This window comes from Zeimonas arvi, assembly GCF_008039575.1.
Lineage (GTDB): Bacteria > Pseudomonadota > Gammaproteobacteria > Burkholderiales > Burkholderiaceae_E > Zeimonas > Zeimonas arvi.
This window is the reverse complement of record NZ_VDUY01000004.1, coordinates 96,256-121,767: the sequence shown is the minus strand read 5'-3', so window position 1 is coordinate 121,767 and position 25,512 is coordinate 96,256. Positions and strand designations below refer to the sequence as shown.

Below are 25,512 nucleotides of genomic sequence, written 5' to 3'. Positions count from 1 at the left end.
CCATCGACGCCGCGATGAAACTCCGGAAGATCGCCCTCGGCCTGGTCGCCGTCCTCGCCGTCGCCGGCACCGCCGGCTGGTTCAGTCTCGACAAGGAGACGCGCGGGCTGCTGATGGCGCTGCCCACCGACCGCGACATCCTGTTCTGGAGCCAGACCCAGCGCGACGCGGCCTTCCGCGCACTCGACCGGCTGCCCTTCCTGGCCAAGGCCCGCGCGGTGCCGGCCGGCGATGCGCCAAGGCCGCTGCCACCCGGCCCGCCGCTGAAGCTTCCGCTCGACGTCGACGCCTGGATGGCCGGCCAGCGCAGCGCGGCAGTGGTGGTCCTGCACGACGGCAAGCTGCGCCTGGAGCGCTACGGCCTCGACTTCGACGCCGCCGGGCGCTGGACCAGCTTCTCGGTGGCCAAGTCGATCACCGCCACGCTGGTGGGCGCCGCGATCCGCGACGGCCACATCCGCAGCATGGACGACAAGGTCAGCGACTACATCGCGGACATGAAGGGCTCGGCCTACGACGACGTGAGCCTCCGCCAGCTGCTGACGATGACCTCGGGCATCCGTTGGAACGAGGACTACGGTGATCCGGACTCCGATGTGGCCCGCTTCAACAACCACGAGCCGGACAAGGGCGTCGACGCGCTGGTGAGCTACCTGCGCAAGCTGCCACGCGAGGCCCCCGCCGGCACCCGCTGGCTCTACAGCACCGGCGAGACCAACCTGGTCGGCATCCTGCTGAGCCAGGCCACGAAGAGGCCGCTCGCCGAGTACCTGTCGGAGAAGATCTGGAAGCCGGCCGGCATGGAGCAGCAGGCCACCTGGATCCTGAACCGCACCGGCAAGGAGATCAGCGGCTGCTGCATCCAGGCCGCCACGCGCGACTTCGCGCGCTTCGGCCAGTTCGTCCTCGACGGCGCGCGCGTGAACGGGCAGAGCATCGTGCCCGAGGGCTGGCTCGCCGAGGCCACCACCCAGCGCGCCGCGATCGGCGAACCCGATCGCGGCTACGGCTACCAGTGGTGGACCCATGCCGACGGCAGCTTCGCCGCGCGCGGCATCTTCGGACAGGGCATCTTCATCGACCCGAAGCGCAAGCTGGTGGTGGCGGTGAACGCGAACTGGGGTGGCGGGGCGTCGGACCCGGCCGCCAAGGAAGCGCGCGACGCGTTCTATCGCGCGGTGCAGAAGGCGGTGGACGACGAGACGCCAACCGCGCCGGTCACCGCCGCGTCGCGCTGATCGCCTCCACGCCCAGCGGCGGCAGCGGCCGCCGCGCCACCTCGGCCGCCTCGCCGGCCGGCATGCCGAGGCCCCTGAGCACCATCGTGGCGGTGGCGATGTCGTGCTTGTCGCGCGCCTGGCCGGTGGCGATGCGCCGGATGGCCAGCGAGGTCGCGCCCTGGATCATGTCGAGCGCCGCGTCCTCGGTGGTGATCCGGAAACTCTTCTGGCGAACGCCGAGCCGCAGGTCGGCCAGCACATAGGACCGGATCCCGGCGATCAGCTCGGGCGCCACCGCCGAGACGTCCATCAGCAGCAGCGCCCAGGCCGGGCTCTCCCGGGCCAGCCACATGTAGCGGCGCTGGCCGATCGCCATCCGCTCGGCGCCTTCGGCCACGTGCTCGAAGCTCTCGGCGATCCGCTCGCACAGCGTGTGCATCAGCGTGGCCGCCACGGCCCGGGTCAGGTCGTCGCGCGTATTGAAGTGGTTGTAGAAGGTGCCGGTCGTCATGCCGGCCACCGACGCGATCTCCTGCACCGTGGACCCCGCCACGCCGCGCGCCGAGAACACCTTGATCGCCGCCTCGACCAGCTGCAGGCGCGTGCGCTCGCGCTTGCCGGGCCTGGGCTCGGGCGGGCGCAGGCCGCTGGCCAGCGCAGCCGGCAAGGGGGGCATTGACGGCATTCCGAAATTGTGTGTAGCATTCATTTTTACATGGTCTATGCATTTTTGATCATTACACACATTTTAACGGAAACGGAGAAGACAGATGAGCAAGCGCTGGATTCGCGCGCTGGGCGCTGGCCTGGTCGGGCTGGCGGCCCTGGCCGCAGGGGTGGCGGGCGTCGGGCTGTTCCTGGCCCAGCAGAAGATGCAGCGTCGCGTGGACGTGCCGGTGCAGCCGGTGGCAATGCGCAGCGACGGCGCGGCGCTGGAACGGGGCAGGTACCTGTACGCGTCGCGCGGCTGCGTCGACTGCCATGGTGCCGACGGCGCCGGCAGGCTCTTCCTGGACGACGGGGCCGGCCTGCGAATCGCGGGCCCCAACATCACGCGCGGGCCGGGCGGCGTGGTCGCCGACTACCGGCAGGTGGACTGGGTGCGCAGCATCCGTCACGGCGTGAGCCCTCGGGGCCGCGCACTGATGATCATGCCCAGCGAGGACTACAACCGCCTGACCGACGAGGACCTGGCCTCGCTGATCGCCTACGTGCGCGCGCTGCCGCCGACCGCCGGCGCGGGCGCCGTCGTGGAGCTGCCGCTGCCGGTCCGGGCCCTGTATGGCCTGGGCTACATCAAGGACGCCGCGGCCCGCATCGACCACACGCTGCCGCCATCGGCGCCGGTCCCCGAGGGCGTGACCGTGGCGCACGGCGAGTACGTTGCGAACATGTGCCAGGGCTGCCATGGCGCAGGCCTGGCCGGCGGCCGTATCCCGGGCAGCCCGCCCGACTGGCCGCCGGCCGCCAAGCTCACGCCCGGAGAGGGCACCGCGCTGGCGCTGTACCCCGATGCGGACAGCATGATCGCGATGTTCCGCACCGGCCGGCGCCCCGACGGCACGGCGGTCAAGGTCATGCCCTTCGAGTCGCTGAGCGAGATGAGCGACACGGACCTGCGCGCGCTTCACCTGTACCTGAAGAGCCTGCCGCCTCGGCCGCGCGGTTGACCGGGGCGGCGCCCTGCGCGGCCTGGCCGGCCGCGGGCCTTGCCGCCGCGCGATCCCCGGGCGAGACTGTCCCCGTTGCCGATGCGAAGGCGCGCCGCCCTGGGAACGCAGAGGACGTCGACCGACAGGAGAACAGCGAATGAAGGCAGCGTTCATCACCGGCCACGGCGGCAACGAGGTGGTCGAGGTCAGGCAGTGCGAGCGCCCGGTTCGCCAGCCGGGCGAAGCGCTGGTGCGCCTGCATGCGGCGACCCTCAACCAGGTCGACCTGTACATGCGCAACAGCGGCGCGGGCATCACCCACCGGCTGCCCCAGGTCATGGGGCTGGACGGCGCCGGTGTCGTGGAGGAGGTTGACGCGACCGAGACCCTGCTGTCGCCCGGGCAGCAGGTGGTGGTGTACCCGGGCGTGACCTGCGGCCGCTGCGAGTTCTGCCGGCGCGGCGAGGGCGTGCTGTGCACCCGGATGCAGTTGCTGGGCGAGCATCGCGACGGCACCTTTGCGCAATGGATCAGCGTCCCGGCCCGCAACCTCTTGCCGATGCCCGCGAACCTGAGCTACGTGCAGGCCGCGGCCCTGGGCGTCAATCACCTCACGGCCTGGCGCATGCTGTTCACCAAGGCGCGGGTCAGGCCCTGGGAGACCGTGCTGGTCTTCGGCATCGGCGGTGGGGTCTCGCTGGCGGCCATGCAGCTGGCCAGGGCGATCGGGGCCCGGGTCATCGTGACCTCGCGCGACGACGCGAAGCTGGCGCGCGCGCAGGCCATGGGCGCCGATCACGGGATCAACGGCAAGACCCAGGACGTGGCGAAGGCGGTGATGGCGTACACCGGCGGCCGCGGGGTCGACGTGGTGATCGAGAACGTCGGCGAGGCGGTGTGGTCCTCGGCGATGAAGTCCCTGGTGCGCGGCGGACGCCTGGTCACCTGCGGCGCGACGACCGGCGACCAGCCCCCGGCGGACCTGCGCCGCATCTTCATCCGGCAGCTCCAGATCTTCGGCTCCACGCTGGGCGACCTGTCGGAATTCCAGGACTTGCTGGGCTTCGTCGAGCGGCGCGGCATCGTGCCGGTGATCGACAGCGAGTTCGGCATCGAGCGCGTCCACGAGGCGCTGAGCCGGCTCGAGTCCGGCCAGCAGTTCGGGAAGATCGGGCTGGATCTGACGACTTGAACCGGTCACGGCGCCGCGCGCGAGCGACTCAAAGGCGCAGCACGTCTCCCTTCAACGAATAGAGGATCGCGACGACCTCGTTCGTCTCGGCCTGCGCCACGCCGTGCGAGGCCAGCGCGTCGACGATGTCGTCCACCGTGGCGATGAACTCCTGCTCGCTGACGTTCAGGCCGGCGTGCGCGGCCCGCAGGTCGCGCCCCTCGTAGGCCTGCGGTCCGCCGATGCCGGCGCAGAAGAACTGCGTGCCGAGCTTCTTCAGCTGCGGCAGGTCCTTGCCGCGGAACCGCGGCGCGAGCAGCGGGTTCACGGTGTGGCGGTCGATCGACTCCTCGACGATCGAGGAGATCCGTTCGGCGCCGCCCAGGCGCTGATAGAGCGTCTCGTTCATCCCGGTCTCCCGGTCAATGGCGCAGTTGCGCCAGCCACGAGGCATATTCCGCTTCGCCCGCGCGCGACCGGAACCACGAGGCGTACTCCGCCTCGCCGGCCTGCCGCGCGCCCTGCCCCGGGCCGCCGTCGGCGAGCACCCGCAGGATCCGGGCCGAGACTTCGCCCAGCGCGTCGAGGCGCGCCGGCGCGAGCGGCTCGGTGAAGGTCAGCATCGCCCCGCGTCCTTCGGGGGTCGAGAAGGTGATCCGTGAAAGGCTCATGGTGGTCTCCTCGCGTTCGGCCTGTCTGCCGGGTCCCGCAGGCGCGTCGACGGCCTGCACGCTTCGAAGCTTGCGCGGCCGGGCGTTCCCCAACCGTTCCCGGCGAACGCGCGCTCCCCTTGTTGGGAGGCCCCGCCGGGAGGACACTTTCCCCTGTCTCCTGCGGGACAAGGGAGGGCGCATGAGCGATTCGACCGAAGGCATCCGGATTCGCCTGTTGGGAGATTTCCGGCTGACGATCGATGGCGCTGCCGTGCCGCCCGAGCAGTGGCCCAGCCGCCGGGCGGCGGAGCTCGTGCAGTGGCTGAGCCTCGCGCCGGGCCGTCGGATGCCGCGCGAGCTCGCGATCGAGGCCCTGTGGCCGCAGCTCGACGCCGAGGCGGGCGGCGCCAACCTGAGAAAGGCCGCCCACCATGCGCGCCAGGCGCTGGGCCGGGCCGACGCCGTCGTGCTGCAAGGAGGCCAGGTGCTCCTGTGCCCGTCGCTGCGAGTCGATGTCGACGCCGCGCGCTTCGAGGCGCTCGCCGACGCAGCCCTGGCCTCGGGCGACGCGGGGGCTTGCGCGACCGCCGCCGATGCCTGGACCGGCGAACTGCTGCCCGGCTCGCCCTATGAAGCCTGGGCCGAGGCCCCGCGCGCCCGCCTGCGCGCGCGCTACCTGGAACTGCTGCGCGCGAGCGCTCAGTGGGAGCGGCTGGCCGAAGCGGACCCGACCGACGAGCCCGCGCACCGGGCGCTGATGCGCAGCGAGCTTGCCGCCGGCAATCGGTCGGCCGCGATCCGCTGGTATTTCCGGCTGCGCCGCGCGCTGCAACGCGCGCTCGGCGTGCCGCCCGACCGCGAGACCGAGGCGCTCTACGAGCAATGCGTGGCCGGCCTGCATCCGCCGGGGCCGGCCTTCGTCGGCCGGCAGGCGGAGCTGGTGCGCGCGACCGGATGGCTCGCCGCCCCTGAACGCGAGCGCGCCGGCGGCCTGCTCGTGCGCGGCCCCGGCGGCATCGGCAAGAGCGCGTTCTGCGCCCAGCTGGCCGGGCTTGCGCGCGATCGGGGCTGGACCGTGCTCGAGCTCGACGCCGGCCAGGCCCGATCCCCCTACGGAGTGACCGCCGCCGCGACCGAGCGCCTGCTGCGCGACGACCGATCCCTGCTCGACCCGATCGGCGCCCCGGCCCGCTCGGTGCTGGCGATGCTCTCCGACCTCGCCGCCCCCGCGGCCGCCCTGCCCGGACCGCTGGGACGGCACCAGGTGATCGGCGCGTTCCGGCGGCTGTTGCTGGCCGCCTCGCGGGGCGCGCCTGTCGCCCTGGTCGTCGACGACGCCCACCTGGTCGACGAAGCCGACGCCGACCTGCTGCTGCAGCTGGCGGCGAGCGGCCGGCCGGTCCACGTCGTGCTCGCCCTGCGCCATCCGGCGCCGACCCCGACCCCGGCGCTGGCGGCCGGCATGGCGCGCCTGCTCCGGGGCCGTCACCTCGAGGCGATCGACCTCGGTCCGCTCGGCGAGGACGAGACCGCCGAGCTGCTCGCGCAGGCGACACGCAGGCCGCTCGCAGACGCGCTGGCGCAGCGCGTCCTCGGGCTGGCCGAGGGCAATCCGTTCGCCGCGATCGAACTGGCACGTTGCGCCGATGCCGGCGCCCGGATGCCCGAGAGCACCCGCGAGGCGATCGCCGAGCGGCTGTGCGACGTCGACGAGGCATCGATGCCGCTCCTGGAGCGGCTGGCGCTGGTCTCGGACGCCTTCGACACGAGCACGGTGGCAGCGCTGGCCGACGGCGACGAGGCGCGCGCCGGCGCGCTGCTCGACGCCGCGATCGCGGCCGGCGTGCTGGTCGTGTCGGGCATGCAGTACCGCTTCCGGCAGGCGCTCCTTCGCCAGGCGCTGGTCGAGCGGGTGCCGCCGCACCGACGGCTCCGCATGCACCGCGAGGTGGCCCGGCAACTGGCCGGGCACGGCGCGCCACCGGGGCTCGTCGCCCGGCACTGGCTGGCCGGCGGCAGCCCGGCCGAGGCCGCGCCCTGCCTGCTTGCGGCGGCGCGCGATGCGGTCCGGCTGGCCGCTTACGGCGACGTGCTCCGACACCTCGAGCCGCTGCTGGAATTCGATCCTGGCCACGCCGAAGCGCTCCGGATGCGGGCCGAGGCGCTCGAGGCCGTCGGCGACCCGGCCGCGGTGGCTGCCTACCGGGCGGCCGCCGACGCGGCCGGCGGACAGGACTGGCACGAACTGCGCGCCAAGGGCGCGCTGGCCCAGGTGAAGCAGGGCGACCCGGCGGGTGGCCTCGCGGTGCTCCAAGGCGTGCATCCGGTCACCGTGGAGGGCCGGCTGTGCGAAGCGCTCGCCTACAGCGGCGCCGCGGCGCTGGGCTTCGGCGACCCGGCCGTCGGCACCCGAAAGGCGGCCGCCGCGCGCAGGCTGGCCCTGGAGAGCGGCGACACCGCTTCGATCGTGGTGGCCTCGTGGGCGCAGGCCGCAGCCGCCCACGCGCGCGGCGAACTGCACGGCAGCGTGTGGGCCGACCTGATGGAAACACGCAACGTGCCGGGGCTGGCGGTGCGCGTGTTCGACGGTCACCTGTGCATGACGCAACGCTTCCTGTACGGCGCGAGCCCCTATCCGAAGGTGATCGAGTTCGCCGACGCGATCGCCGACGAGGCGCGTCGCCTCGGCGCGGCCCGCGGCCACGCCTTCGGGGTGACGCTGCGCGGCGAGGCAGAACTGCTGGCCGGCGAGATCGACGCCGCCGACGAGCACCTGAAGCTGGGCGGCGCGCTGCACAGGCGCTTCGGCGGCGCGGTCGGCGAGGCGCTGTCGCTGCAGCGGCGCGCGGAGCTCGCGCTGGAGCGCGGTCGGAGCGACGAAGCCGCCGACCTGCTCGACGAGGCGCTCGACCTGGCCCGGCAGACCGACATCGGCTTCCACCTGTTCGACCGGATCTACGGCACTCGCCTGCGCCTGGCTGCCAACCCCGAGGCCGGCCTGGCCGCCCTGGAGGACGCGCAGCAGTCGGTGCGCGGCCTGCTGGAGACCTGCCCGGGCTGCCGGATCACCTTCGCGGTGCCGGCGGCGATCGCCGCGGCGCGAGGCGGGCAACTCGAGCTCGCCGAACGCTACGGCGAGTCCTGCGAGTACCTGGCCAACGTGGTGATGCGGCTGCCCGCCTGGCATGCGGCGCTCGAGGAGGTGCGAGGTCACATGGCGCGGGCAAGGGGGCAGGACGCCGCCGTCGCGGCGCGACACTTCGCCGCCGCGGCCCGGGGCTTCCGGGCGGCCGGGCACCGGCTCGACGCCCGCCGCTGCGACGCCCTGGCCGCCGGTCCGGCTTAGCGCGCCGAGCACGAGGCCGGATACGACGCCGGAGATTGCCCCGCCGCGCAGGCGAGGGCGGCTTCATGCTGCGGAGCACGATTGACACAAATCAATTGAACCGAAAGTATTGGCCCCATGGGAAAACTTGCCGAACGCCTGGCGGACAAGAGCCGCGCGGGTGTCTATCGTGTCGAGGTCACCGAGGCGCTGGAAGAGGCTGCGGGAATCGTCGGCCTGCCCATCGTCCGGCTCTCGTTGCGCGGCACGACCGCGGATCGCCTGCCCGGCGAGTGCGGGCAGGCGGCCGACGCCCCCGGGCAGATCCTGCTCATCGATGACTTCGACGATCTGGCGCGCCGCGACGCCGACGCGCTCCGGCCCCTGATCGCCGCGCTCGCGTCAGCCGCCGACCGGCACCGCTCTCGCGGAGACAACTTCTTCGCGGTGTTCCTCGACCCGGGCCGGCTGCTGGCCATCGGGCCGCTCTACGACCGGCGGCGGCATTCGTCGCGGTCCATGCCCATCGAGGCAATCCTGGAAAAGGGAGAAGAATCATGAGCACCGGAGACAAGCAGGTCGACATCGTCCGGCGCCGCTGGATGGCGGCGAGCGCCGCCGGCGCCGCGGCAGGCCTGAGCGGCTGGAGCCCGTCGAGCCTCGCCCAGGCCCAGCCCGGCGCCAAACCGATGCCGGCCGTCGCATCGTTCAAGGATGCCGACGCGATGATCGTGCACAGCGCGAACGGCATCGAGACCCGCCGCGACGCCTTCGGCTCGAGCGGCATCACCGACGTCGAGCGGCTCTTCCTGCGCAACAACCTCGGCGCGCCGAACGCTGCGATCGTCGAGAATCCGGACGCCTGGAAGATCGAGATCGACGGCGTCACCAGCCCGGCCAGCCTCACGGTGGGCGATCTCAAGCGCATGGGGCTGGACACCGTGGCGATGGTGCTGCAGTGCTCTGGCAACGGCCGCGGCTTCTTCGAGCACAAGGCCTCGGGCTCGCAGTGGAAGGTCGGCGCAGCCGGCAACGTGCTGTGGAGCGGCGTGCCGGTCCGGGACGTGGTCGCCGCGCTCGGTGGCGTGCGCCAGGGCATGCGCTACATGACCAGCACCGGCGGCGAAACACTGCCGCCCGGGGTGGACGCGGCCAGGATCATCGTCGAGCGCTCGGTGCCCTGGACCGCGATGGAAGAGGCGATCCTGGCCTGGGAGCTGAACGGCGCGCCGCTGCCCCTGGCGCACGGCGGCCCGCTGCGGGTGATCATCCCCGGCTACTACGGGGTGAACAACGTCAAGTACGTGAAGCGGCTGGCGTTCACCGTCGACGAGACGCAGGCGAACATCCAGAAGTCCGGCTACCGCGTGCGCGACATCGGCAAGAAGGGCGACCCCACGCAGCCGTCGATGTGGGAGATGAACCTGAAGTCCTTCGTCACCTCCCCGTCCGCGGACGGGCAGAAGCTGCGCGCCGGCCTGCTGCAGGTGCAAGGCGTGGCCTTCTCGGGCGGCAGCCCGGTCCGCGGCGTCGAGGTGTCGGTCGACGGCGGCAAGACCTGGCAGACCGCCCGCTTCGTGGGCCCGCACATGGGCCGCCACGCATGGCGCCAGTTCGTTGCCCAGGTCAACCTGCCACCCGGCAAGTACATGATCACCAGCCGGGCGATCGCCGCGGACGGCAGCACCCAGCCCGAGCAGCGGGTCGAGAACGAGCGCGGTTACGCCCACAACGGATGGCGCGACCACGCGCTGACGGTGACCGTGGCGTGAGGGGCTTGCGGAGATCCGGGCCGGCGCTCCTGCTGGCCCTGCCTGCAATGGCCGGCGCCGACGACCTGGGCCGCGAGGTCTTCACCGCGAAGGCCACGCCGCCCTGCGCGGTGTGCCACACGCTTGCCGCCGCAGGCGCCACCGGCGAGGTCGGCCCCTCCCTGGACGAGCTCAAGCCAACCAGGTCGCAGATCCTCGAGGCGGTCCGCTCCGGCGTCGGCGTGATGCCGCGCTACACCGGACTGCTCACCGAGGAGCAGATCCGGGCCGTCGCGGACTTCGTCCACGAGTCGACCAGCGGGAACTGAAGGCGGCCGGGCGCGGCCGCAGCGTGATTCAGGCCGGCGAGGGCAGCACTGTCCACTCCGGCTCTTCGAACTCGCCGATCACCGTGATCTCGCAGTGCCTCGCGTGCTTGTCGAGGATCGCGCGCACGATCTCGCTGCCGCGGTCGTCCTTCGCGTCGCGGTGGGCCTTCGATTCCCAGGTCGCGATCGCGAGCAGCGTGCCGGGCTCGCCGATCTTGCGGTGCAGATAAGTGCCGCGCGCGCCGGGCGTGCGCTGGATGATCTCGCTGGCCCGCACCCAGCCTTCGGCGTACTCCTCGACCGTGTAGCCGGGCTTCATGCGCACTTCGAAGATGAACTTCATGCCGACCTCCGCATGGATCTGCGCAGTCTGGCACGGGAACGCGGTGCCGGGACGCCAGCGGCCCGGCGCCGCGGCGTGGCGCGCGTCACTCGAAGCGATTGCTCAGCGTCCCGATCCCGTCGATCTCGATCCGCACCACGTCGCCGGTCTCCAGCCAGCTCGGCGGGGTCAGGCCCATGCCCACGCCCGCCGGCGTGCCGGTGGCGATCACGTCGCCCGGGTAGAGCGTGATGCCGCGCGACACGGTCTCGATCAGCGTGGGAATGTCGAAGATCAGGTCGGTGGTGCGCGCGTCCTGGCGCAGCTCGTCGTTGACCCAGCAGCGCACGCGCGTGTCGGTGCCGTCGAGCGCGTCGGCGGTCACGATCCACGGGCCCATCGGACAGAAGGTGTCGAAGCTCTTGCCCATGTCCCACTGCTGGTGGCGCATCTGCACGTCGCGCGCGGTGACGTCGTTGACGATGGTCCAGCCGAACACGTGCGACAGCGCGTCGGCGCGCGAGATGTTCTTGCCGCCCTTGCCGATCACCAGCGCGAGCTCGGCCTCGTAGTCGATCTGCGAGGACACCGCGGTGCCCGGCAATCGGACGGTCTCGCCGTCGGCGATCACGCACTCGGGCACCTTGGTGAACACGATCGGCCATTGGTCCACGGCCTTGGCGCTGTCCTTGAACACGGTCTCGCGCAGCTCCTTCGCGTGCGCGTGGTAGTTGCGCCCGACGCACCAGAGGTTGCGGAACGGACGCGGCAGCGGCGCCTCGAGCTTCACGTCGCTCGAGGGCACGATCGCCCCGGTGGCCATCGGCATGCGCGCGCCGGCGGCCGCGCGCTCGATCAGCGGCTGCGCGCCACGCGAGGCGTCGTCGAGCTCGAAGGCGGTGACGGTGTGGCCGTCGGCCGACACCTGGCCGACGTGGCGGCGGCCCTGGTACTGGTAGGTGGCGATGCGCATGGCGGGTTCCTGGTCGCTGCGATGGGCTATGGGGATCGAATGCTACCCGAGCCGCGCCGGGCTCACCGCCGGGGTCTCACGGGCGACTCACTGGCGGATGTCGGCCCAGCCGGCCCCGGTCAGGCCGCGCAATTGCCCGGGCGTCAGCGGAAACACCGAGAAGGGCGTGCCGCCTGCGGCCCACACGGTCTCGAACCTCTGCAGGTCCTCGTCGAGCAACAGCTTGACCGGCTGCGCATGCCCGATCGGCGCCACGCCGCCGATCACGTAGCCGGTCGCCTCGCGCACGAAGTCGGCATCGGCCCGCCCGAGCGGCTCGCCGACCAGTGCGGCCACCTTGGCCTCGCTGACCCGGTTGTCCCCGCTGGCCACGACCACGACCGCCTGCCCGCTCTGCCGGCCACGGAACACGATCGACTTGGCGATCTCGGCCACCGAGCAGCCGATCGCGGCCGCGGCCTCGGCGCTGGTGCGGGTGGGCTGCTCGAACTCGACGACCTGCGCGTCGATGCCGGCTTCGTGCAGCAGCTGCGCGGTGCGCAGGGCGGTCGGGTGACGGGCGGGTTTCATCGGGCGCCCGGCGGGCTCCAGCCGTCGGTCAGCGTGAGCATGAAGGCCACGATGTCGTCGACTTCGGTCGGGCTCAGCCGAAGCTTGCCCAGCTCGTCGGTGTTCACGTTGGCCACCATCTCGGGGCGCGGCCAGCAGCCGAGCCGCCGGGCATCGGCCTCGGCGGTGAACTCGTCGGGGCAGCGCGGCTTGACGTCGCGGGTGTTGTAGAAGTCGACCACGCCGCGCAGCGTCTCGAAGTAGCCGTTGTGCATGTAGGGCGCGGTGAGCGCCACGTTGCGCACGGTGGGGACCTTGAACTTGCCGTACTCCCCGGCCTTGCCGACCACGCCGCCCAGCCCGAGGTCGACATGGGCCTCGCCGGCCGGGTTGTGCGCGGGAGCCAGTCGGTAGAAGGGGTTGGCCGGGTTCTTCGGCACCCCGAGATTGTCGTAGGTGAAGTCGGTTCCGAGGCCGCCCCGGCCGTCGGTGCCCTTCGCGACGGGATGGCAGGCGGCGCAGTTGCCCTTGTCCTCTCGCTCGAAGAGCGCCAGACCCCGGCGCTCCTGAGCGGTCAGCCGGGCGCGTCCGGCCAGCCAGGCGTCGTACTTCGACGAGAAGGGGCTGAAGAGTGGCGTGCGCTGCCACGCGGCGATCGCCTCGGCAATGCCCTCGTAGGCCTGCTCCGCATCGGCCAGCGCGCTCGCGCCGAACACCTCGGCGAAGAGCGGCGCGTACGGTGCCTCCCGGACTTTCTCCACGACCTGCGCGGCATGCGTGTTGGCCATCTCCAGTGGATTCAGGAAGGGCCCCTTGGCCTGCTCCTCGAGCGTTGCGGCGCGGCCGTCCCAGAACTGGCCGCCCACGTAGTGCTCCTCGGTCTCGTCGAAATGGAACTTCGGGCTGAAGGCCATGTAGGCGGCCGAGGGCGTGTTGCGATCGCCGAACAGGCCGGCGCGCACGCCCTTCGAGGTCGGCGCGCTGCGATCCGGGTCGGCGAAGCCGGCGCCCAGGCGGTGACAGGTGGCGCAAGCCTGTCCCGGCGGATCCGACAGGTTGACGTCCTCGAACAGCAGCTTGCCCAGCCGCTCCTTCGGCGATGCCGAGCGAAGCACCGACGACTCGACCGCCTCGAGGTTCTCGACATGCCCGACCTGCCCGACGACGGCCGTTGCGGCCAGGGCGATCGCCGCGCCAATGAGTGCGTACCTCGGCACCTGCATCCTCCGAAATCCCCCGATCCTGGAGCCGCGACCCGAGGCCATCGCCGGGCGATGGCTCGATGGCCCGGCCATGTCACCGGCCCGCGGTTCAGGCCTGCCACACGCCGTAACCCGCCTCGCGCAGCGCCACGGCCAGCTCGACCTCCATCTCGCGCGCCGCCTCGTAGGGCATCGGATTGTAGACCTCGTAGAGCTCGGGCAGCAGCCGCAGGCCGTACTCGGTCACGAAACGATTCGCCTTGATGCCGGCCTTGTGGCGGTCGAAACGCCGGTCCGGGTCGAGCCCGGTCATGCCCACGTAGACGCAGGGCATGCCCGGACGGTAGGCCGGGTTGGCCTTGCGGAAGCGGGGCTCGTCGAGGACGCGCACGGACAGCGCGACCACGTAGACGTGATGGTGATGCCGGGGTTCGCGACGGGAGGCCATCTTCGATGCCGGTGCGGCTCGCCAGAGTGCCACAGCTCGAGTTTCGTCAAGTTTTCTATAATATTGGAACTATGAATGAGAAAGATGCTGTCGCCGCCCTTGCCGCCCTGGCCCAGGAAGTCCGCCTGCGGGTGTTCCGCGCCCTGGTCGGCGCAGGCCCCGAGGGCATGACCCCTGGCGTCCTGTCGGCCATCCTCGACATTCCCGCGTCCACGCTGTCCTTCCACCTGAAGGAACTGGTGCACGCGGGTCTGGTCGGCGCCGAGCGCGACGGTCGCAACCTGATCTACCGCCCCTCGCTCGACCGGATGGACGGCCTGCTCGCCTACCTGACCGACCACTGCTGCCAGGGGCGGCCCTGCCGGCCCGCCGCCGCGCGACGTCGCGCCCGCTGTTGAACCGGAGCCGATCATGAAACGCTTCCACGTCCACCTTCACGTCGACGACCTCGGCAAGAGCATCGCCTTCTACTCGAAGCTGTTCGCCGCCGAGCCGGCGCGCGTCGCGTCCGACTACGCCAAGTGGATGCTCGACGACCCGGCCGTGAACTTCGCGATCTCGACGCGCGGCGCGCAGCCCGGCATCGACCACCTCGGCTTCCAGACCGACGACCCGGCCGAGCTCGCCGGCATGAAGGCCCGCGCCGAGGCCGCCGACATGGCGCTGCTCGACGAGGGCACGACCACCTGCTGCTACGCCCGCAGCGAAAAGCACTGGGTGACCGACCCGCAGGGCATCGCCTGGGAGCACTTCCACACGCTGGGCGACATTCCGGTGTTCCGGCAGGCCGACGACGCGCCGGAAAGCTGCTGCACGCCGGCGCCCGCCGGCAAGCCGGTGGCCGCGACAGCCAAGGCGTCGGCCAGGTCCTGCTGCTGAGGCAAGGCGACCGCCGAGGGCATGGGTCTCTTCGAACGCTACCTGACCGTCTGGGTCGGCCTCGGCATCGTCGTCGGCGTCGGGCTCGGCCTGCTCGCTCCCGGCGCCTTCCACGCGATCGCCGCGCTGGAGCTCGCCCACGTCAACCTCGTCGTGGCGGTCTTCATCTGGGTGATGATCTACCCGATGATGATCCAGATCGACTGGGGCGCGGTGAAGGATGTCGGCAAGCGCCCCAGCGGGCTCGCGCTCACGCTGGTCGTCAACTGGCTCATCAAGCCGTTCACGATGGCGGCGCTCGGCGTGCTGTTCTTCCAGTACCTGTTCGCGCCCTGGGTCGACCCCGCATCGGCCAGCGAGTACATCGCCGGCATGATCCTGCTCGGCGTCGCCCCCTGTACCGCGATGGTCTTCGTCTGGAGCCAGCTGGTGAAGGGCGATGCCAACTACACGCTGGTGCAGGTCTCGGTGAACGACCTGATCATGGTCTTCGCCTTCGCGCCGATCGCAGCCTTCCTGCTCGGCGTCACGAAGATCACCGTGCCCTGGGAAACGCTGGTGCTGTCCACGGTGCTCTACGTGGTGCTGCCGCTGCTTGCCGGCATGGCGACGCGCCGAGCGCTGGCGCGCCGCTCGCCGCTCGCGGTGGCCGCGTTCGTCGCGCGGCTCAAACCCTGGTCGGTCGTCGGTCTGATCGCCACCGTGGTGCTGCTCTTCGGCTTCCAGGCGGGCACGATCGTGGCCCGGCCGCTGGTGATCGCGATGATCGCGGTGCCGCTCGTGCTTCAGAGCTACGGCATCTTCGCGGTGGGCTGGGCCGGCGCGCGGCTGCTCAAGCTGCCGCCCGAGATCGCCGGGCCGGCCTGCCTGATCGGCACCTCGAACTTCTTCGAGCTGGCGGTGGCCGTGGCGATCTCGCTGTTCGGGCTCGATTCCGGCGCGGCGCTGGCGACCGTCGTCGGCGTGCTGGTCGAGGTGCCGGTGATGCTGTCGCTGGTCTGGATCGTCAATCGCTTCGCACGCGGGAGCTGACCGCCGGCCGAACCGATGCAAAATGGCAGGTGTCGCCCAGCCCGAGACCCTGCACCGTGCGCGAAATCACCGGCCACACCCGCATCTACGGCATCCTCGCCGACCCGATCCACCATGTGAAGGCGCCGCAGCTGATGAACCCGGTGTTCGCGGCGCAGGGCTTCGACGGCGTCATGGTGCCGGTCCACGTGAGGCCCGAGGACCTCGGCACGGTGCTGGCCGGGCTGCGCGCGCAGCAGAACTTCGGCGGCTTCGTGGCCACCGTGCCGCACAAGCAGGCGATGGTCGCGCACTGCGACGAGCTGACCGACGCGGCCCGGGCGATCGGCGCGGTCAACATCGTTCAGCGCCTGCCCGACGGCCGGCTGCGCGGCGGCATGCTCGACGGCGACGGCTTCGTGGCCGGGCTGCGCAGCCACGGCATCGAACCGGCCGGCCGCAGCGCCTACCTGGCCGGGGCGGGCGGCGCGGCCAGCGCGATCGCCTGGGCGCTGGCGGTGGCCGGCGTGTCGCGGCTCACCGTCTGGAACCGCACCGCCTCGAAGGCACGCGAACTGCTCGAGCGGGTGACGCAGGCGAGACCAGGTCTCGAGACCGCGGTCGGCACGGCCGACCCCTCCGGCCACGACCTGGTCGTCAACGCCACCTCGCTGGGCCTGCGCGAGGACGACCCCCTGCCCTTCGACGCGGCCAGGCTGCAGCCCGGCCAGACGGTGGCCGAGATCATCATGCAGCCCGAGGAGACCGCGCTGCTGAAGACCGCGAAGGCACGCGGCTGCCGGATCCAGTACGGCAAGCCGATGCTGGCCTGCCAGATCGAGCTGATGGCCGCCTTCATGGGCGCGCCGATCGTTCCGCGAGGCGCCTGATCCCATGGACAGCTTCGACTACGTGATCGTCGGCGGCGGCGCCGCCGGCTGCATCCTCGCCAACCGCCTGACCGAGTCCGGGCGCCACAAGGTGCTGCTGCTCGAAGCGGGCGGCGAGCCCAGGAACTTCTGGATCCCGATCCCGGCCGGCTTCGCCAGGCTGATGCGCGGGCGCGAGTTCAACTGGGGCTTCCAGACCGACCCCGAGGAGAACACGCGCAACCGGGTGATCGCGGTGCCGCGCGGCAGGGGCCTGGGCGGCTCCACGCTGATCAACGGCATGATCTACGTGCGCGGCCAACCCGGCGACTTCGATGCCTGGGAGCGGTCCGGGGCGCGCGGCTGGGGCGCGGCGGCGGTGGAACCCTACTTCCGCAAGCTCGAGGATTACGCCCCCGGCGGACCGAAGCGCGGCCACGGCGGCCCGATGCGGCTGCACCGGGTCAGCGAGCGCTTCCAGATCGCCGACGCCTTCCTGAAGGCCGCCCAGCAGGACGGCCAGCCGCTGAACGAGGACTACAACGACGCGCGCCAGGACGGTGTCGGCTGGTACCAGGTGCTGCAGCACGGCGGCAAGCGCTGGAGCACCTACGACGGCTACCTGAAGCCGGCGCGCAGCCGGCCGAACCTGAGGATCGAGACCGGCGCGCATGTGCTGCGCGTCGAGCTCGACGGCACCCGCTGCACCGGCGTGAGCTTCCGGCAGGCCGGCCGCGATGTCACGGTCAAGGCCGGCATCGAGGTGATCATGGCGGCCGGCAGCGTGCAGACGCCGCAGATCCTCGAGCTCTCCGGCATCGGCAGCCCCGCGGTGCTGCAAGCGCTGGGCCTTCCGGTGCGGCACGCCCTGGCAGGCGTGGGCGAGAACTACATCGACCACTTCTGCACGCGGATGAACTGGCGGCTGAAGGACACGATCACGCTGAACGAGATGGCGCGCGGCTGGCGTCTCGTGCGGGCGGTGGCGCAGTACTTCGCCACGCGCACGGGCATCCTGACCCTGGGCACCGGGCTGGTGCACGGCTTCGTGCGCACCCGGCCCGAACTGGCCACGCCCGACGCGCAGTACTTCTTCATGCACGCCACCTACGCGAACGCGGCCGAGCGCATCCTCGACAAGGTGCCCGGCATGACCATCGGCGTCGCGCAGCTGCGGCCCGAGTCGACGGGCAGCATCCACGTCCGCTCGGCCGATCCCTTCGAGGGCCCTTCGATCCGGCCGAACTTCCTGGCCACCGAGTCCGACCGCCGGTGCCTGGTCGATGCGATGAAGATCGCCCGGCGAATCGTCGCGCAGCCGGCGCTGGCGCCCTACGTCGACATCGAGACCGCGCCGGGACCGCAGGTGAAGACCGACGACGAGTGGCTGGAGTTCGGCCGCCTCAACGGCCAGACCATCTACCACCCGATCGGCACCTGCCGGATGGGCGAGGACGACCGGGCGGTGGTCGACCCGCGGCTAGGGCTGCGCGGCATCGCCGGCCTGCGCGTGGCCGACGCCTCGGTGATGCCGTCGATGGTGTCGGGCAACACGCAGGCCGCGGTGATGATGGTGGCGGAGAAGGCGGCCGACCTGATACTGGAAGACGCGCGAGGCGCCTGAGCGCAGGCGGTTGCGGCGCCCCTCTGACAAGGCGCCGAGCGAGACGAATCAGGATCGCCCCTGCCGAAGCAGCACCGCGTGCTGCTTGGTGGGTGCGGAATCGCCAACGTCGACCTCCCCGATCAGCCCGTCCAGCGCCAGGATGATTCGCCTGAGCAGCTCGCTCCCGTCGCCGCCGCCCGGCATGCCTTCCTCGGTGGCCACCTCGGCTTCGGACGCGCCGTACCCCCAGAGCCTCAGGACCTCGATCTTCTGCTCCCTGGAGAGCTCCGCATGCTCCGCGACCGCCTCAGGCGAGGCGAAGACCGCGGCTGGGTCCCGCAGCGCGGCTTCCATGTCGATCGGTTCGCTGCTCATGCTGCCTCCGTGAATGTCGTGACCTGCCTCGGATCGGTTCTGTCATGGGCCGCGCCAGGGCGAATCCCGGCCCCGATTCCGCACCGGAGATCCGGGATGGGGCGTGCCTGCATTCTCCTGCCCGATGCTCGCCGCGCCAAGGCCCTCGTCGACCGGCTCAGCGATACTGCCTCAGGTACTTCCACTCGAAGCCGCGCTTGGCCCAGTGGAACAGCCGCGTGGACGGCAGCAGCAGGTTCCTCTGCGGCGTGCGCCAGACCAGCGTGCCCTGGTCGATCGCGTCCACGATGCACATCAGCTCGACCTGGAAGGTGTCGCTCGACCGCTTACCGGCCAGGTCGCCCAGCAGGTTGGCGGCCGCGGCGGCGGCCTGCAGGTCGGCCATGTGCGCCTGCTTGGGCATCCAGTCCGGTCCCGGGAAGCTGCCCGAGTCGCCGGCCACGTAGACCTTGTCGAATCCTGGCACCCGGCAGTGTGCGTCGGCCTGGATGAGGCCGCCGGCCGAGCGCGGCAGCTCGGTGGCGTCGAACCAGGCATTGCCGGTCATGCCCGGCATGAACAGGATCAGGTCGGCGGAGAACTCGCCGCCCTCGGTGACCACCTTGTCCGCCTCGAAGCGCTGCATCTTGTGACCGAGGTGGGTGCGGATGCCGCGCCGCGCCATCTCGGCAAGCAGGAACTTCACCGCCTTGGGGCCCAGCCGGTTCCCGGGCTCCTTCGACGGATTGAAGAACACCAGCTCGAAGCGATCGCGGCGGCCTTCGCGTCGCAGCTGCTGGTCGATGACGAACAGGAACTCGAACATCGGCCCGCCGCGCATCGCGCTGGGTTCGTTCGGATTGCCGGCGAAACCGACCGCGATCGTGCCGCCCTGCAGGTCGCGCAGGCGGTCGCGAATCCGCTCCGCCGCGGCGATGCCTTCGCAGGGCGTGATCGCGTGCTCGATGCCCGGCAGCTTCTTGATGAAGCGCCCGCCGGTGGCAATGACCAGCGCGTCGTTGGCCAGGCCGCCCGCGGTGGTCTGCACCGTGCGGCCGCCGTCGGCCAGGCCGGTCACTTCGGCGGCATGAAAGCGCACCCCTTGCCGCCTCAGGAATCCGTCGAGGGCAATGACGAGGTCCTCGCGCTTGCGCAGCCCGCTGGGGATCCAGATGATTCCGGGCAGGTAGTGCAGTTCCGCGCGCGGCGCGACGAGCGTGATCTCGGCCCCGGGATCGCGCTTGCGCAGCGCCCGGATCGTGGACAGGCCGGCAAAGCCTGCGCCCAGGACGGCGATGCTCGCGGGACGATTGCTCATGGGCCTTCGGTTCTCCGTGGGGCGGGAATGACACAATGGCGGCCTTCCGGTCGTGCCGGCGGAGCGCCATCGGCGCAGGTGTCATTCTGCGCCGGGCCGGCCCGCCCGAGTGCTTCCCGCCGTGCTTCCGTTTGCGCGATTCCTGCCCATGATCACGAAATTCCTCGATGCCGCATCGCGATCGCTCGCCTGGCTGGCGGTGTCGGCGGCCGCGCTGCTCGCGGGCTGCGCGATCGACCCGCACATGCCCGACCCGATGCCGCCGCGGCCCGAGGAGGTTCGCGCGCTGATCGCGAACCTGATGCCGGCCTCGGTCGGCGACCGCGCCGGCTGGGCCACCGACATCTACGCGGCGCTGACCAGTCTCGGGATCCCCGCCAGCCTTCCGAACATCTGCGCGGCGCTGGCGATCACCGAACAGGAATCGAGCTATCGCGCCGATCCGGCGGTGCCGGACCTGGGCCGGATCGCACGCGAGGAGATCGACCGGCGCGCCGATCGCATCGGCATCCCGAAGTTCGCGGTGAACGCCGCGCTCGGGCTTTCGTCTCCTACGGGCAAGACCTATGCGGAGCGGATCGCCGCCGCCCGGACAGAGAAGGCGCTGAGCCGCGTGTTCGAGGACTTCATCGACATGGCGCCGATGGGCAAACGGCTCTTCGGCGGCTGGAACCCGGTGCGCACCGGCGGCCCGATGCAGGTGAGCATCGCCTTCGCCGAGCAGCACGCGGGCGAGCGCGGCTATCCCTACCCGATGACCGGATCGATTCGCGACGAGGTCTTCACCCGGCGCGGCGGACTGTATTTCGGCATCGCCCACCTGCTCGACTATCCCGCCGCCTACGACAGCCACCGTTACCGGTTCGCGGACTTCAATGCCGGCCGCTACGCGAGCCGCAACGCCGCCTTCCAGAATGCGGCGAGCATCGCCTCGGGCATTCCGCTCGCGCTCGACGGCGACCTGGTCCGGCACGATGCCGGCCGCGACGCGAGCCCCGGCCAGACCGAACTCGCGATCCGCTCCCTCGGCAAGCGGCTGGGCATCGGCGATGGCGAGATCCGCCGGGCGCTCGAGCTCGGCGACCGGCGAAAGTTCGAGGACAGCGAGCTCTACCGGCGCGTTTTCGCCTTGGCCGAGCAGCTCGAGCGCCAGCCCTTGCCGCGCGCGGTGGTGCCGCAGATCGCGCTGAAAGGCCCCAAGATCAGCCGCAAGCTGACGACCGAATGGTTCGCCGACCGGGTGAACGAGCGGCACCGCCGCTGCCTGGCGAAGGCCGCCTAGGAGCGCCTGCCGCGCCAGATCGACAGCAGCACCCATACCCCGCCGGCCACCGCGCCGAAAAAACCCAGCAGTCCCAGCGTGCGCAGGCCGGTGAATGCCGGATCGCCCACCACCGTCATCAGGATCGCGGTGCCGATGATCAGCGCGGCGGTCACGATGCCGATGGTCATGCGGCTTGCCGCGCGATCGAGCTTCTCGCCGAAGCGGTCGAGCGCCACGATGTCGACCTGCATGTTCAGCCTGCCGCGTCGGGCCGCGCGCATCAGCTGGCCGAGATCCTGCGGCAGCGAGGCCAGCAGGCTCAACGCGCCGCCCGCCGCGCGCCAGCCCCGCTTCGCGATGGCGGCCGGCGACTGGTGCGCCAGCAGCACGCGCTCGAGGAAAGGCGCGGCCTCGGCCGCCATGTCGAAGTCCGGGTCGAGTTGCCGCCCCAGGCCCTCCAGCGTGATGAAGGCCTTGACCAGAAGCGACAGGTCCGGCGGCAGGGACAGGTCGTTCTCGCGCAGGATCGCCAGCAGGTCCGACAGCATGGCCGCCAGGTCCAGCTGCCGCAGCGGCACGTTGCGGTACTGGTCGACGAAGCCGTCGATCTCGTGGCGAAGCCGCGCCGGGTCGATCTCGCGGTCGGCGTCGCTGCGCCAGTCGAGCAGCACCTCGGCGACCGTCTCGGAATCGCCGGTGACCAACCCGTGCAGCATCAGCGCCACCTGATAGCGCCGCTCCTCGGTCAGCCGGCCCACCATCCCGAAGTCGATGAAGGCCAGGCGGTTGCCCGGCAGATAGAACACGTTGCCCGGGTGCGGATCCGCGTGGAACAGGCCGTCCTCGAGCATCATCTTCAGCACCGCCGCGGCGCCGCGCCGGGCCAGCAGCTTGCGGTCCAGGCCCGCCGCGTCGGCCGTCGCCAGGTCGCGGCCAGGAATGCCTTCGACGAAATCCTGCACGTTGAGCCGCTCGCCGGACCACTGCCAGTGGATCGCCGGCACCACGACATCCGGACTGCCGGCGAAGTTGGCGGCGACCCGCTCGGCAATCCGGCACTCGGCAGCGAAGTCCATCTCGCGGCGCAAGGACAGCGTGAACTCGCGCACCACCTCGCGCGGCCGGTAGCGGCGCAGGTCGGGCGCTTCCGCCTCGAGGATCTCGGCCAGCCGCGCGAGCAGATGCAGGTCGGCTTCCACCACCGGGCGGATCCCCGGGCGCCGGACCTTGAGCACGACCTCTTTCCCGTCGGGCAGCGTGGCCCGATGGACCTGCGCCAGCGAAGCGGCGGCGATCGGGTCGGTGTCCAGGCGAGCGAACGCGGTCTCGGGCGCCTCGCCGAGGTCTTCGGTGAGCTGCGCGCGGATCGAGGCGAAATCGGCAGCCGGCGCCGCGTCCTGCAGCTTGCCGAGCTCCTCGATCCATTCCGGGGGAAACAGGTCGACCCGGGTGGCCAGGATCTGGCCCAGCTTCACGAAGGTGGGCCCCAGGTCCTCGAGCACGCGCCGCACGCGTGCCGGCGGCTCCAGCCGCGCGAGTTCCTCGGGCGCGCGCCAGTGCAGCGCCTTGCCCGCTTTCTCCAGCGCGCCGGCCATGCCGATGCGCCGGACCAGGTCGCCGAAGCCGTAGCGGATCAGGACGGCCGCGATGTCGTTGGCGCGCGAAAGGTCGCGCGCGGCGCCGATGGCCTGCCAGAGCATCAGCTGCGATCGCTCGGGGGCGTGCCCCTCTCGTCGCGCCGCCCGGACGCCGGCTGCAGCGAGTCGGCAATGCCGCGCAGCATGCCTGCGGCCAGTCCTGCCAGGAGCCCCGCCTCGTTGCGCACGGTGCGCGCGCCGGCCTCGAACTGGTCCTGGGCCGCGTCCGCCAGCGCCCGGGCGAGCTGCGAGGCGGCCGACTGCACACGGCCGCCGACCGCGGTTCCACTGGCCCGCGAATGCGCCGCCAGGTCGCGCAGCGTTTCCTGCACATGGCCCGTCGCGCTGCGGGCCGCTTCCGTCAGCGTGTCCAGGAACCGCGACTCCAGGCCTGCGAGCTCGTCGGCCCGGGTCTTCAGGCCTTCCCGGGAGAACTCGCTGGTGCGGCCGGCGGCTTCCTGGATCGCCAGCTGGGTGGCCTGGGCGGCGGCCGCGAGGGCCTCGTCGAGCCCGCGCACCGCTTCCTCGAGCGCGGCCCTGCTCTGCTCGCCCGGCCGGGCGACGCCCTGCTGGGCGCCCTTCAAGACCGCGCCCATCACCTGCCGGATGCCCTCGCCGTCGAGCCTGCCCTCGGACAGGGCCGAGAGCGTGATGCCGCGCACGCGTTCGGCGATCGAGGCCGGGTCGCTTTCGACCGCTGCCTTCACCTCGCCTTCGAGCTTCGTCGTATCCTGATCCATCGTGCCTCCGTGTGCCCGGCGCGCGTCGTCGATCGACGACGCGCCGCCTCGGGATAGTCGCCCATTTTGAGCCTTTACGGTACCGAGTCCGCCGCCCCTCATCGCGACCTGAACGAGCCGGCATGAGCAGCCACCCCGCGCATCGCACCCGTCTGCCCGCTGCGATCTGGACGCTCGGCTTCGTGAGCCTGCTGATGGACGTGTCCTCGGAGATGATCCACAGCCTGCTGCCGGTCTACCTGGTGGTGGGGCTGGGCGCGAGCGCGTTCGCGGTCGGCCTGATCGAGGGCTTCGCCGAGGCCACCGCCCTGGTCGTCAAGGTCTTCTCCGGCATGCTGTCCGACTACTGGGGCCGACGCAAACCTCTGGCGGTGCTGGGCTACGGCCTGGGCGCGCTGTCCAAGCCGCTGTTCGCGCTGGCCCCGGGCGCAGGCTTCGTGTTCGCGGCCAGGCTGATCGACCGGATCGGCAAGGGCATCCGCGGCGCGCCGCGCGACGCGCTGGTCGCCGAGATCGCGCCCGAATCGATCCGCGGCGCCGCCTTCGGGCTGCGCCAGTCGCTGGACACGGTGGGCGCCTTCCTGGGGCCGCTGGTCGCGATGGGCCTGATGCTGCTGTGGGCGAACGACTTCCGGGCGGTCTTCTGGCTGGCGGTGATTCCCGGCGTGCTGGCGGTGGCGCTGCTCTTCGTCGGCGTGCGCGAGCCGGAGCGCGTGCGCGAATCCGCGGGCGGGCGCGGTCAATCCCCCGGCAACCCGATCCGGCGCGCGAACCTCGCGCGGCTGCCGCGCGCCTACTGGTGGGTGGTCGCCTTCGGCGCGGTCTTCACGCTGGCGCGTTTCAGCGAGGCCTTCCTCGTGCTGCGCGCGGAGCAGGGCGGCTTGCCGCTCGCGCTGGTGCCGCTGGTGCTGATCGCGATGAACGTCGTCTATTCGCTGTCGGCCTACCCGTTCGGGAGGCTCTCCGACCGCATGGACCGGCGCGCCCTGCTGATGCCGGGCCTGCTCGTGCTGGCGGTGGCGGACCTGGCGCTGGCCTGGAGCAGCCACTGGGGATGGGTCTGGCTGGGCGTGTCGCTGTGGGGGCTGCACCTGGGCATCACGCAGGGCCTGCTGGCGACCATGGTGGCCGATGCGGCGCCGCCCGAGCTGCTCGGCACCGCCTACGGCTTCTTCAACCTGGTGAGCGGCATCGCGATGCTGGTGGCCAGCGCGCTGGCCGGGCTGCTCTGGGACCGCTTCGGCGCCGCGCAGACCTTCCTCGCCGGCGCGGTGTTCTGCCTGGCCGCGCTGATCCTGCTATTCGCTCACCCGCCCGCCTTCGCGCGGCGGCGCAGGTGATCGATCAAGGCCCTGGAAGACGCCGACAGCATCGAATCCGGTCGCGAGCACACGACGAACTGCCGCCGGGCCCAGTCGTCGGTCAGCGGCACCGCGACCAGGCCGGTCGCGCCGGCGTAGGGCATCGTCGCCTCGACCGGCAGGATGGCCAGCCCCAGGCCCGCCGCCGCGATCCGGCGCGCCGCGTCGAGACTGGCGACCTGGATCCTGGGAGTGAGCGCCGCGCCGAGCAGCGCGGCCTGGCGACGCAACATCGACTCCACCATGCCGCCGGGCGTGACGCCGATCGACGGCCAGGCCAGCGTCTCGGCGAAGGTCGTGCGCGCGGCCCTGGCCAGCGGGTGGCGCGCATGGACCACCGCGCAGAGGCGATCCGAACGGTAGGGCACTGCCTGCAGCGCCGACATGTCGGCGGCATCCCAGAGCACGCCGATGTCGGCCGCGCCCTCGCGGACCATGCGCACGATCGCCGTGCTCACGGCCTCGTCGAGCACGACCCTCACCGACTGGTACGCGGCCAGGAAGCTCGCGATGTCGTCGGGCAGGTCCTCGGCCAGCGCCGAAACGCTGGCGACCACCCGCACGCTGCCCTGCACGCCGGTGGAGAATTCGTCGAGCTCGGCAAGCGTGCGGTCCAGCGCGCCGAGGATCTCGCGCGCCCGGCGCAACAGCACCTCGCCGGCGGCGGTGGGCGCCACGCCGCGCCGGTTGCGCACCAGCAGCGGGGCGCCGATCTCGCGCTCGATGGCGCCGATCCGCTTGCTGACGGCCGAGGCCACCAGCGCCTCGCGGGCGGCGGCCCGGGCGATGTTGCCTTCCTCGCAGACCGCCACGAAGAGGCGCAGGGTGACCGGATCCACATGACGGCGCATGGCTGCAACTTACCATGTCGATTCGGA

At 71.6% G+C, this 25,512-nt stretch carries 27 protein-coding genes; 14 read left to right on the top strand and 13 right to left on the bottom strand.

What is annotated here, in order from left to right:
- Window positions 1-14 precede the first annotated feature (14 nt).
- Window positions 15-1,238: a serine hydrolase domain-containing protein gene (locus tag FHP08_RS10875; RefSeq protein ID WP_147704489.1), complete on the top strand. Its 1,224-nt coding sequence runs from the start codon at window positions 15-17 to the stop codon at window positions 1,236-1,238.
- Here the strand turns inward: FHP08_RS10875 and FHP08_RS10870 are convergent.
- Window positions 1,219-1,896: a TetR/AcrR family transcriptional regulator gene (locus FHP08_RS10870; protein ID WP_187272258.1), complete on the bottom strand. Its 678-nt coding sequence runs from the start codon at window positions 1,894-1,896 to the stop codon at window positions 1,219-1,221. The two genes, FHP08_RS10875 and FHP08_RS10870, sit on opposite strands and share 20 nt — an antisense overlap.
- A 94-nt stretch (window positions 1,897-1,990) precedes the next feature.
- Between FHP08_RS10870 and FHP08_RS10865 the strand changes: the two genes are divergently transcribed.
- A complete protein-coding gene (locus tag FHP08_RS10865) occupies window positions 1,991-2,890 on the top strand; it encodes a c-type cytochrome (RefSeq protein WP_147704487.1) in 900 nt (299 codons plus the stop codon).
- Between the two features lie 139 nt (window positions 2,891-3,029).
- On the top strand, window positions 3,030-4,064 hold the full coding sequence (locus FHP08_RS10860; RefSeq protein WP_147704486.1) for a zinc-binding dehydrogenase: 1,035 nt from the start codon (window positions 3,030-3,032) through the stop codon (window positions 4,062-4,064).
- A gap of 28 nt (window positions 4,065-4,092) precedes the next feature.
- Here the strand turns inward: FHP08_RS10860 and FHP08_RS10855 are convergent, their stop codons facing one another.
- On the bottom strand, window positions 4,093-4,452 hold the full coding sequence (locus tag FHP08_RS10855; protein ID WP_147704485.1) for a group I truncated hemoglobin: 360 nt from the start codon (window positions 4,450-4,452) through the stop codon (window positions 4,093-4,095).
- Window positions 4,453-4,465: 13 nt separating this feature from the next.
- Complete coding sequence (locus FHP08_RS10850) at window positions 4,466-4,714, bottom strand: hypothetical protein (RefSeq protein ID WP_147704484.1); 249 nt, start codon at window positions 4,712-4,714, stop codon at window positions 4,466-4,468.
- A 181-nt stretch (window positions 4,715-4,895) separates the two neighbouring features.
- Between FHP08_RS10850 and FHP08_RS10845 the strand changes: the two genes are divergently transcribed.
- From FHP08_RS10845 to sorU, 4 genes are all read left to right on the top strand, one after another.
- Window positions 4,896-8,042: an ATP-binding protein gene (locus FHP08_RS10845; protein WP_147704483.1), complete on the top strand. Its 3,147-nt coding sequence runs from the start codon at window positions 4,896-4,898 to the stop codon at window positions 8,040-8,042.
- Window positions 8,043-8,159: 117 nt separating this feature from the next.
- Window positions 8,160-8,582 carry a hypothetical protein gene (locus tag FHP08_RS10840; protein ID WP_147704482.1) on the top strand — a complete coding sequence of 141 codons (423 nt, stop codon included), beginning with the start codon at window positions 8,160-8,162 and terminating at the stop codon, window positions 8,580-8,582.
- The gene (sorT, locus tag FHP08_RS10835) at window positions 8,579-9,793 is read left to right on the top strand and encodes a SorT family sulfite dehydrogenase catalytic subunit (protein ID WP_147704481.1); all 1,215 of its coding nucleotides are present in this window, start codon (window positions 8,579-8,581) and stop codon (window positions 9,791-9,793) included. Before FHP08_RS10840 ends, sorT begins: the two co-directional genes overlap by 4 nt.
- Complete coding sequence (sorU, locus tag FHP08_RS10830; RefSeq protein WP_225879107.1) at window positions 9,790-10,101, top strand: SorU family sulfite dehydrogenase c-type cytochrome subunit; 312 nt, start codon at window positions 9,790-9,792, stop codon at window positions 10,099-10,101. The genes sorT and sorU overlap by 4 nt, the downstream gene beginning before the upstream one ends.
- 28 nt (window positions 10,102-10,129) lie before the next feature.
- Here the strand turns inward: sorU and FHP08_RS10825 are convergent, their stop codons facing one another.
- From FHP08_RS10825 to FHP08_RS10805, 5 genes are all read right to left on the bottom strand, one after another.
- Window positions 10,130-10,444, bottom strand: a complete 315-nt coding sequence (locus FHP08_RS10825; protein ID WP_147704479.1) for an antibiotic biosynthesis monooxygenase family protein — start codon at window positions 10,442-10,444, stop codon at window positions 10,130-10,132.
- An 85-nt stretch (window positions 10,445-10,529) separates the two neighbouring features.
- Entirely contained in the window at window positions 10,530-11,396 is an 867-nt protein-coding gene (locus tag FHP08_RS10820; RefSeq protein ID WP_147704478.1) for a fumarylacetoacetate hydrolase family protein, read from the bottom strand.
- An 87-nt stretch (window positions 11,397-11,483) separates the two neighbouring features.
- Window positions 11,484-11,966 (bottom strand): YbaK/EbsC family protein, encoded by a 483-nt coding sequence (locus FHP08_RS10815; protein WP_147704477.1) that lies wholly within the window; start codon window positions 11,964-11,966, stop codon window positions 11,484-11,486.
- Window positions 11,963-13,162: a cytochrome-c peroxidase gene (locus FHP08_RS10810; protein ID WP_222707870.1), complete on the bottom strand. Its 1,200-nt coding sequence runs from the start codon at window positions 13,160-13,162 to the stop codon at window positions 11,963-11,965. Before FHP08_RS10810 ends, FHP08_RS10815 begins: the two co-directional genes overlap by 4 nt.
- Window positions 13,163-13,256: 94 nt before the next feature.
- Entirely contained in the window at window positions 13,257-13,595 is a 339-nt protein-coding gene (locus FHP08_RS10805; RefSeq protein ID WP_147704475.1) for a hypothetical protein, read from the bottom strand.
- Between the two features lie 71 nt (window positions 13,596-13,666).
- Here FHP08_RS10805 and FHP08_RS10800 point away from each other — a divergent pair, with 71 nt between their 5' ends.
- The 5 genes from FHP08_RS10800 to FHP08_RS10780 are packed head-to-tail and all read left to right on the top strand — an operon-like array spanning window position 13,667 to window position 17,978.
- Complete coding sequence (locus tag FHP08_RS10800) at window positions 13,667-13,993, top strand: ArsR/SmtB family transcription factor (protein ID WP_147704474.1); 327 nt, start codon at window positions 13,667-13,669, stop codon at window positions 13,991-13,993.
- Window positions 13,994-14,006: 13 nt separating this feature from the next.
- A complete protein-coding gene (locus FHP08_RS10795; RefSeq protein WP_147704473.1) occupies window positions 14,007-14,474 on the top strand; it encodes an ArsI/CadI family heavy metal resistance metalloenzyme in 468 nt (155 codons plus the stop codon).
- A gap of 21 nt (window positions 14,475-14,495) precedes the next feature.
- The gene (arsB, locus tag FHP08_RS10790; protein ID WP_147704472.1) at window positions 14,496-15,506 is read left to right on the top strand and encodes an ACR3 family arsenite efflux transporter; all 1,011 of its coding nucleotides are present in this window, start codon (window positions 14,496-14,498) and stop codon (window positions 15,504-15,506) included.
- A 56-nt stretch (window positions 15,507-15,562) separates the two neighbouring features.
- A complete protein-coding gene (locus tag FHP08_RS10785; RefSeq protein WP_147704471.1) occupies window positions 15,563-16,375 on the top strand; it encodes a shikimate dehydrogenase family protein in 813 nt (270 codons plus the stop codon).
- Between the two features lie 4 nt (window positions 16,376-16,379).
- Window positions 16,380-17,978 (top strand): GMC family oxidoreductase, encoded by a 1,599-nt coding sequence (locus tag FHP08_RS10780; protein WP_147704470.1) that lies wholly within the window; start codon window positions 16,380-16,382, stop codon window positions 17,976-17,978.
- A 48-nt stretch (window positions 17,979-18,026) separates the two neighbouring features.
- Here FHP08_RS10780 and FHP08_RS10775 read toward each other — a convergent pair whose 3' ends face one another.
- Together FHP08_RS10775 and FHP08_RS10770 are read right to left on the bottom strand one after the other, a co-directional pair.
- Window positions 18,027-18,335, bottom strand: a complete 309-nt coding sequence (locus FHP08_RS10775) for a hypothetical protein (protein WP_222707869.1) — start codon at window positions 18,333-18,335, stop codon at window positions 18,027-18,029.
- Between the two features lie 157 nt (window positions 18,336-18,492).
- A complete protein-coding gene (locus FHP08_RS10770) occupies window positions 18,493-19,632 on the bottom strand; it encodes an NAD(P)/FAD-dependent oxidoreductase (protein WP_147704469.1) in 1,140 nt (379 codons plus the stop codon).
- Window positions 19,633-19,780: 148 nt separating this feature from the next.
- On the opposite strand from FHP08_RS10770, the gene FHP08_RS10765 reads away from it, so the two are divergent.
- A complete protein-coding gene (locus FHP08_RS10765; RefSeq protein ID WP_147704468.1) occupies window positions 19,781-20,914 on the top strand; it encodes a DUF1615 domain-containing protein in 1,134 nt (377 codons plus the stop codon).
- Here FHP08_RS10765 and FHP08_RS10760 read toward each other — a convergent pair.
- Together FHP08_RS10760 and FHP08_RS10755 are read right to left on the bottom strand one after the other, a co-directional pair.
- On the bottom strand, window positions 20,911-22,596 hold the full coding sequence (locus FHP08_RS10760; protein ID WP_147704467.1) for an ABC1 kinase family protein: 1,686 nt from the start codon (window positions 22,594-22,596) through the stop codon (window positions 20,911-20,913). The genes FHP08_RS10765 and FHP08_RS10760 overlap by 4 nt on opposite strands.
- Entirely contained in the window at window positions 22,596-23,273 is a 678-nt protein-coding gene (locus FHP08_RS10755) for a DUF6781 family protein (RefSeq protein WP_147704466.1), read from the bottom strand. The genes FHP08_RS10760 and FHP08_RS10755 overlap by 1 nt, the downstream gene beginning before the upstream one ends.
- 122 nt (window positions 23,274-23,395) lie before the next feature.
- Between FHP08_RS10755 and FHP08_RS10750 the strand changes: the two genes are divergently transcribed.
- Window positions 23,396-24,613: an MFS transporter gene (locus FHP08_RS10750; protein ID WP_147704465.1), complete on the top strand. Its 1,218-nt coding sequence runs from the start codon at window positions 23,396-23,398 to the stop codon at window positions 24,611-24,613.
- On the opposite strand, the gene FHP08_RS10745 is transcribed toward FHP08_RS10750, so the two are convergent.
- Complete coding sequence (locus FHP08_RS10745; protein WP_147704464.1) at window positions 24,580-25,485, bottom strand: LysR family transcriptional regulator; 906 nt, start codon at window positions 25,483-25,485, stop codon at window positions 24,580-24,582. The genes FHP08_RS10750 and FHP08_RS10745 overlap by 34 nt on opposite strands.
- Between the last annotated feature and the right edge of the window lie 27 nt (window positions 25,486-25,512).

Excerpts from the sequence above, each read along its gene's own strand:
- FHP08_RS10875 (WP_147704489.1), top strand. The coding sequence starts at position 15 with ATGAAACTCCGGAAGATCGCCCTCGGCCTGGTCGCCGTCCTCGCCGTC.
- FHP08_RS10870 (WP_187272258.1), bottom strand. The coding sequence starts at position 1,896 with ATGCCCCCCTTGCCGGCTGCGCTGGCCAGCGGCCTGCGCCCGCCCGAG.
- FHP08_RS10865 (WP_147704487.1), top strand. The coding sequence starts at position 1,991 with ATGAGCAAGCGCTGGATTCGCGCGCTGGGCGCTGGCCTGGTCGGGCTG.
- FHP08_RS10860 (WP_147704486.1), top strand. The coding sequence starts at position 3,030 with ATGAAGGCAGCGTTCATCACCGGCCACGGCGGCAACGAGGTGGTCGAG.
- FHP08_RS10855 (WP_147704485.1), bottom strand. The coding sequence starts at position 4,452 with ATGAACGAGACGCTCTATCAGCGCCTGGGCGGCGCCGAACGGATCTCC.
- FHP08_RS10850 (WP_147704484.1), bottom strand. The coding sequence starts at position 4,714 with ATGAGCCTTTCACGGATCACCTTCTCGACCCCCGAAGGACGCGGGGCG.
- FHP08_RS10845 (WP_147704483.1), top strand. The coding sequence starts at position 4,896 with ATGAGCGATTCGACCGAAGGCATCCGGATTCGCCTGTTGGGAGATTTC.
- FHP08_RS10840 (WP_147704482.1), top strand. The coding sequence starts at position 8,160 with ATGGGAAAACTTGCCGAACGCCTGGCGGACAAGAGCCGCGCGGGTGTC.
- sorT (WP_147704481.1), top strand. The coding sequence starts at position 8,579 with ATGAGCACCGGAGACAAGCAGGTCGACATCGTCCGGCGCCGCTGGATG.
- FHP08_RS10825 (WP_147704479.1), bottom strand. The coding sequence starts at position 10,444 with ATGAAGTTCATCTTCGAAGTGCGCATGAAGCCCGGCTACACGGTCGAG.
- FHP08_RS10820 (WP_147704478.1), bottom strand. The coding sequence starts at position 11,396 with ATGCGCATCGCCACCTACCAGTACCAGGGCCGCCGCCACGTCGGCCAG.
- FHP08_RS10815 (WP_147704477.1), bottom strand. The coding sequence starts at position 11,966 with ATGAAACCCGCCCGTCACCCGACCGCCCTGCGCACCGCGCAGCTGCTG.
- FHP08_RS10805 (WP_147704475.1), bottom strand. The coding sequence starts at position 13,595 with ATGGCCTCCCGTCGCGAACCCCGGCATCACCATCACGTCTACGTGGTC.
- FHP08_RS10800 (WP_147704474.1), top strand. The coding sequence starts at position 13,667 with ATGAATGAGAAAGATGCTGTCGCCGCCCTTGCCGCCCTGGCCCAGGAA.
- FHP08_RS10795 (WP_147704473.1), top strand. The coding sequence starts at position 14,007 with ATGAAACGCTTCCACGTCCACCTTCACGTCGACGACCTCGGCAAGAGC.
- arsB (WP_147704472.1), top strand. The coding sequence starts at position 14,496 with ATGGGTCTCTTCGAACGCTACCTGACCGTCTGGGTCGGCCTCGGCATC.
- FHP08_RS10780 (WP_147704470.1), top strand. The coding sequence starts at position 16,380 with ATGGACAGCTTCGACTACGTGATCGTCGGCGGCGGCGCCGCCGGCTGC.
- FHP08_RS10775 (WP_222707869.1), bottom strand. The coding sequence starts at position 18,335 with ATGAGCAGCGAACCGATCGACATGGAAGCCGCGCTGCGGGACCCAGCC.
- FHP08_RS10770 (WP_147704469.1), bottom strand. The coding sequence starts at position 19,632 with ATGAGCAATCGTCCCGCGAGCATCGCCGTCCTGGGCGCAGGCTTTGCC.
- FHP08_RS10765 (WP_147704468.1), top strand. The coding sequence starts at position 19,781 with ATGATCACGAAATTCCTCGATGCCGCATCGCGATCGCTCGCCTGGCTG.
- FHP08_RS10760 (WP_147704467.1), bottom strand. The coding sequence starts at position 22,596 with ATGCTCTGGCAGGCCATCGGCGCCGCGCGCGACCTTTCGCGCGCCAAC.
- FHP08_RS10755 (WP_147704466.1), bottom strand. The coding sequence starts at position 23,273 with ATGGATCAGGATACGACGAAGCTCGAAGGCGAGGTGAAGGCAGCGGTC.
- FHP08_RS10750 (WP_147704465.1), top strand. The coding sequence starts at position 23,396 with ATGAGCAGCCACCCCGCGCATCGCACCCGTCTGCCCGCTGCGATCTGG.
- FHP08_RS10745 (WP_147704464.1), bottom strand. The coding sequence starts at position 25,485 with ATGCGCCGTCATGTGGATCCGGTCACCCTGCGCCTCTTCGTGGCGGTC.